Here is a 5,391-nt window from a genome sequence, read left to right as displayed (position 1 = left end):
CACGGTGGCCGGATGTATCGCACCGGCGACCTCGTGGCCTGGGCCGAGGAGGGCAATCTGGTGTTCCTCGGCCGGGCGGATCAGCAGGTGAAGATTCGTGGTTTCCGGGTGGAGCCGGGTGAGGTCGAGGCGGTGCTGCTGACCCATCCGGAGGTCGAGCACGTGGCGGTTGTCGTGCGCGACGAGCGGCTGGTGGCCTACGTCGTCGCCGACGAGGACGTGGATCTGCGCGAGTTCGTGGCGCGGCGGCTGCCGGAGTACATGGTGCCGTCGGCGTTCGTTGCGCTGGCCGAGCTGCCGCTGACCGGCAACGGCAAGCTCGACCGCAAGGCGCTCCCGGCGCCTGTCCACGGCTCCGCGGTGACCGGCGGGCGGCGCCCGGCCACGCTCCACGAGGAACTGCTCTGCGTGGCGTTCGCCGAGGTCCTGGGCTTGGAGAAGGCCGGGGTGGACGACAACTTCTTCGATCTCGGCGGCCACTCGCTGCTCGCGGTGCGGCTCGTTTCCCGGATCCGGGCCACGCTCGGCGCCGAGGTCGAGATCCGGACCGTGTTCGAGGCGCCGACCGTCGCCGAACTCGCCGAGCGGCTGGCCGGCCCGGACACCGGCCGGGCCCGCATCCCGCTGCACGCCGCCGAGCGGCCCGACCGGCCACCGCTGTCGTTCGCGCAGCGCCGGCTGTGGTTCCTCGGACAGTTGGAGGGGCCGAGCCCGGAGTACAACATCCCGATGGTGATCCGGCTGGCCGGGCACCTGGACGTCGTGGCGCTGGACGCCGCGCTGCGCGATGTGATCGGCCGGCACGAGTCGCTGCGGACCGTGTTCCCGGCGGTGGAGGGCGAGCCGTACCAGCGGATCCTCGCTCCGGCCGAACTCGACTGGAGTCTGCAGGTCGCCGACGTCGGGCCGGACGGTCTGCCGGACGCGATCGCGGCGGCCACCCGGCACTCGTTCGACCTGGCGCGGGAGGTGCCGATCCGGGCGTCCGTGTTCCGCACCGGGGCCGACGCGCAGGCGCTGGTTCTGGTGCTGCACCACATCGCCAGCGACGGCCTGTCCCGTGCGCCGCTGAGCCGCGATCTGTCCCGGGCCTACGCGGCCCGGCTACGCGGAGCTGAGCCGGCGTGGGAGCCGTTGCCGGTGCAGTACGCCGACTACGCGGTGTGGCAGCGCGAGCTGCTCGGCAGCGAGTCCGACCCGGACAGTCTGCTGGCGGCGCAGGTCGGCTACTGGCGGCGGGCGCTCGACGGCGTACCCGAGGAGTTGTCCCTGCCGTACGACCGGCCCCGCCCCGCGGTGGCCGGCCACCTCGGGCACCTCGCCCCGTGGCGGGTCCCGGCCGAGTCGCATGCTCGCCTGGTCAGGCTGGCCCGGGCGGAGGGCGTCACGCCGTACATGGTGCTGCAGGCCGCCCTGGCGGTGTTGCTGTCCCGGCTCGGCGCGGGCACCGATGTGCCGATCGGATCGCCGGTCGCCGGTCGCACCGACGAAGCGCTCGACGACCTGGTCGGCTTCTTCGTCAACACCCTGGTCATCCGTACGGACCTGGCCGGCGACCCGGATTTCCGGCAGATCCTCGCCCGGGTCCGGGAAGCGAGCTTCGGGGCGCTGGCGCACCAGGACGTGCCGTTCGAGCGCCTCGTCGAGGAGCTCGCCCCGGCCCGGTCGCTGGCCCGCCATCCGTTGTTCCAGGTGTCGCTGACCCTGCAGACCGCCGAGCGCGGCGGGGTCGATCTGTCCGGGCTCCCGGACAGCGAGGACGACCCGCGGAGCGAGGACGCCGCGCTGACCACCGCCAAGTTCGACCTGGACGTGGCGGCCGGTGAGCTCTTCGACGACCAGGGAAACCCGGCCGGCCTGTACGGGTCGGTGACCGCCGCGGCCGATCTCTTCGATCCCGCCACCGCGGACCGGATCGCTACCTGGCTGATGCGGGTCCTCGACGCGGTGACCGCGGCGCCGGAGGTCCGGCTGCACGCGATCGACGTGCTGGACGACGCCGAGCGCGACCGGGTCCTGCGGGGGTGGAACGACACCGCCGCGCCGATCCCGGCAACAACCGTGGTCGAGCTGTTCGACCAGCGGGTGGCGTCCGCTCCGGAGGCGGTGGCGGTGCTCGCCGACGGGGTCACGCTGACGTACGCCGAGCTCGACGCCCGCGCCCGCCAGGTCGCGCATGCTCTGCGCGAGCGCGGCGTCCGCCCGGAGTCGGTCGTGGGACTCGGCTTGCCGCGCGGCGCCGACTTCGTGGTGGCGGTGCTGGGTGTCTGGCGGGCCGGGGCGGCGTACCTGCCGGTCGACGCGGCACTGCCGGCCGAGCGGATCGCGTTCCTGCTGGCCGATTCCGGCGCCCGCCTGGTCCTCGCCCGCCAGGAAAGTGGGCTGCCAATAGGTGCCGGCGACGTGCCGGTCATGTGGCTGGACGACACCCGCGCGCCGGAGGGCGAGCTGCCGGTGATCGATCCGTCGGGCCTGGCGTATGTGATCTACACGTCGGGGTCGACGGGTGTGCCCAAGGGCGTCGCGGTGTCGCACGCCGGGATGGTGAACCTGGCGGTCGCCCAGATCGACCGGTTCGCGGTCGACGCGAAGGCGCGGGTGTTGCAGTTCGCCTCGATCGGGTTCGACGCGGCCGTGTCCGAGGTCGTGATGGCCCTGTGCTCCGGTGCCACGTTGGTTACTGCGCCGGCTGCCGAGCTGGCGCCCGGGGCTGGTCTGGTGGAGGTGATCGCCCGGCATGCGGTGTCACACGTGACGCTGCCCCCGGCGGTGCTAGCCGTTCTCGACACCGGTGACCTGGCGTCGGTGACGACACTGGTGTCGGCCGGTGAAGCGCTGGACCGCGCTCAGGTGGATCGCTGGTCGGTGGGTCGGCGGTTGATCAACGCGTATGGTCCGACCGAGACGACGGTGTGTGCGTCGATGTCGGTGCCTCTCGCGGTGGGTGTGGCGCCGACGATCGGTGAGCCGATCGCCAACGGTCGGGCCTATGTCCTGGATGGCGGGTTGCGCCCGGTTCCGGTCGGTGTGCCTGGCGAGCTGTATGTGGCCGGCGCTGGGGTGGCTCGTGGTTATGTGGGTCGTCCGGGGTTGACCGCCGAGCGGTTCGTGGCGTGTCCGCAGGGTGGCCGGATGTATCGCACGGGTGACCGGGTGAGGTGGGCCGAGGACGGGACGTTGGTGTTCCTGGGCCGGGCCGATGAGCAGGTGAAGATTCGTGGGTTCCGGATTGAGCCGGGTGAGGTTGAGGCGGTGCTGGCGGGTCATCCGCAGGTGCGTCAGGCGGCGGTGGTGGTGCGTGCGGGCCGGCTGGCCGCGTATGTGGTGCATGACGGGGTCGATCTGAAGGCGTTCGCGGGTCAGCGTTTGCCGGAGTACATGGTTCCGGCGGTGTTCGTGGAGCTTGATGAGTTGCCGTTGACGGTTAACGGCAAGGTTGACCGGAAAGCCCTGCCGGCGCCGGAGTTCGGGGCGGGTGCCGGGCGCGGTCCGGTGACGGTGCCGGAGGAACTGCTCTGCGCCGCCTTCGCGCACGTGCTGGAGGTCGACGCGGTCGGCGTGGACGACAGCTTCTTCGACCTGGGCGGGCACTCGCTGCTCGCCGTACGGCTGACCTCGCGGATCCGCACCGTCCTCGGCGCGGAGGTGCCGTTGCGGGCGCTGTTCGAGGCGCCGACGGTGGCCGGTCTCGCCGCGTGGATCGCCGCGGGTGACACCGGCCGGGCCCGCCCGGCGCTGCGTGCCGGCGACCGCCCGGAGCGGGTGCCGGTGTCGTTCGCGCAGGGCCGGCTCTGGCTCATCTCGCAGATCGAGGGGCCCAGCGCGACCTACAACATCCCGACGGTGCTGCGGCTCGCCGGTGACCTGGACGCGACCGCCCTCGATGCTGCGCTGCGCGACGTGGTCGCCCGGCACGAATCGCTGCGGACGGTGTTCGCGGTCGCCGACGGGGAGCCGTACCAGCGGATCCTTGATCCGGCCGGGCTGGACTGGGGCCTGCAGGTCGTCGAGGTGACCGCGGAGGCGCTGCCCGGGGCCGTGACCGAGGCGACCCGGTACGCGTTCGATCTGGCTACCGAGGTGCCGATCCGGGCGTGGTTGTTCGAGTCGTCGGACGGGAGCCGGGTGCTGGTGCTGGTCGTCCATCACATTGCCGGGGACGGTTGGTCGATGCGGCCGCTGGCCCGGGATGTGTCGGTGGCGTATGCGGCGCGGCTGCGGGGTGAGGCGCCGCAGTGGACGCCGTTGCCGGTGCAGTACGCCGACTATGCGCTCTGGCAGCGCGAGGTGCTGGGCGACGAGATGTCGGGTCAGGTGGACTACTGGCGTGGAGCGTTGGCGGGCCTGCCGGAAGAGGTGGCGTTGCCGTTCGATCGGGTGCGGCCGGCGGCGGCGAGTCATCGGGGTTTCACCGCGTCGTGGCGGGTGCCGGCGGAGGTGCATGCGCGTCTGGTGGCGGTGGCCCGGGCGGAGGGTGTGACGCCGTACATGGTGCTGCAGGCCGCTTTGGCGGTTTTGCTGTCGCGGTTGGGTGCGGGCACCGATGTGGCAATTGGTTCGCCGGTGGCCGGTCGTAATGACGAGGCGCTGGACGATCTGGTCGGTGTTTTCCTGAACACCTTGGTCATTCGTACGGATCTGTCGGGTGATCCGGAGTTCCGCCTGGTGTTGGCGCGGGTGCGTGAGGCCAGTCTTGGTGCGTTCGCGCATCAGGATGTGCCGTTCGAGCGTTTGGTGGAGGAGTTGGCGCCGGCGCGGTCGTTGGCCCGGCATCCGTTGGTGCAGGTCGTGCTGACCATGCAGAACGCCGGCGACGCCGTGCTCGAACTGCCCGGGGTGCGAACCGGATCGGGCGGCGGCGGTGGGACCGAGGCGGCGGCGAAATTCGACCTGTTCGTCGGGGTCGCCGAGAGCTACGACGACAAGGGCCGCCCGGCCGGGCTGCACGGTGTGGCGACCGTGGCCGCCGACCTGTTCGACGCTCCGTGGGCCGAGCGGATCGCCGGCTCGTTCACCCGGGTGCTCGAGACCCTCGTCGCCGAACCGGATCTCCGGCTCGGCGAGGTGGACCTGCTGGCCGACGACGAGCGTGAGCGGGTGTTGCACCTCTGGAATGACACGGCTGCGCCGTTGCCATCGTCGTCGGTGCTGGCGTCGTTCGAGCGGCAGCCGGTGGATGTGGTGGCGGTGGTCGCCGATGGTGTCGAGCTGACCTACGGCTCGTTAAACGCTGAAGCGAACCGCATCGCCTGGTGGTTGCGCCGCCAAGGGGTAGGCGCGGAGTCGGTGGTCGGCCTGGCGTTGCCGCGGGGCGCGCAGATGATCACGGCGATTCTGGGTGTGTGGAAGGCCGGTGCGGCGTACCTGCCGATCGATGTGTCGCTGCCGGCG

1 protein-coding gene is annotated in these 5,391 nt (G+C 71.7%); it reads left to right on the top strand.

Annotated elements, in window-relative coordinates; genetic code table 11:
• Positions 1–12: 12 nt before the first annotated feature.
• A partial coding sequence (locus AB0E90_RS51380) for an amino acid adenylation domain-containing protein (protein WP_360421141.1) occupies positions 13–5,391 on the top strand: 5,379 nt, incomplete at its 3' end.

This window comes from Actinoplanes sp. NPDC026619, from assembly GCF_040638295.1.
Classification (GTDB): Bacteria; Actinomycetota; Actinomycetes; order Mycobacteriales; family Micromonosporaceae; genus Actinoplanes.
The sequence above is the reverse complement of the archived record's forward strand: the minus strand, read 5'-3'. Positions and strand labels throughout refer to the sequence as shown.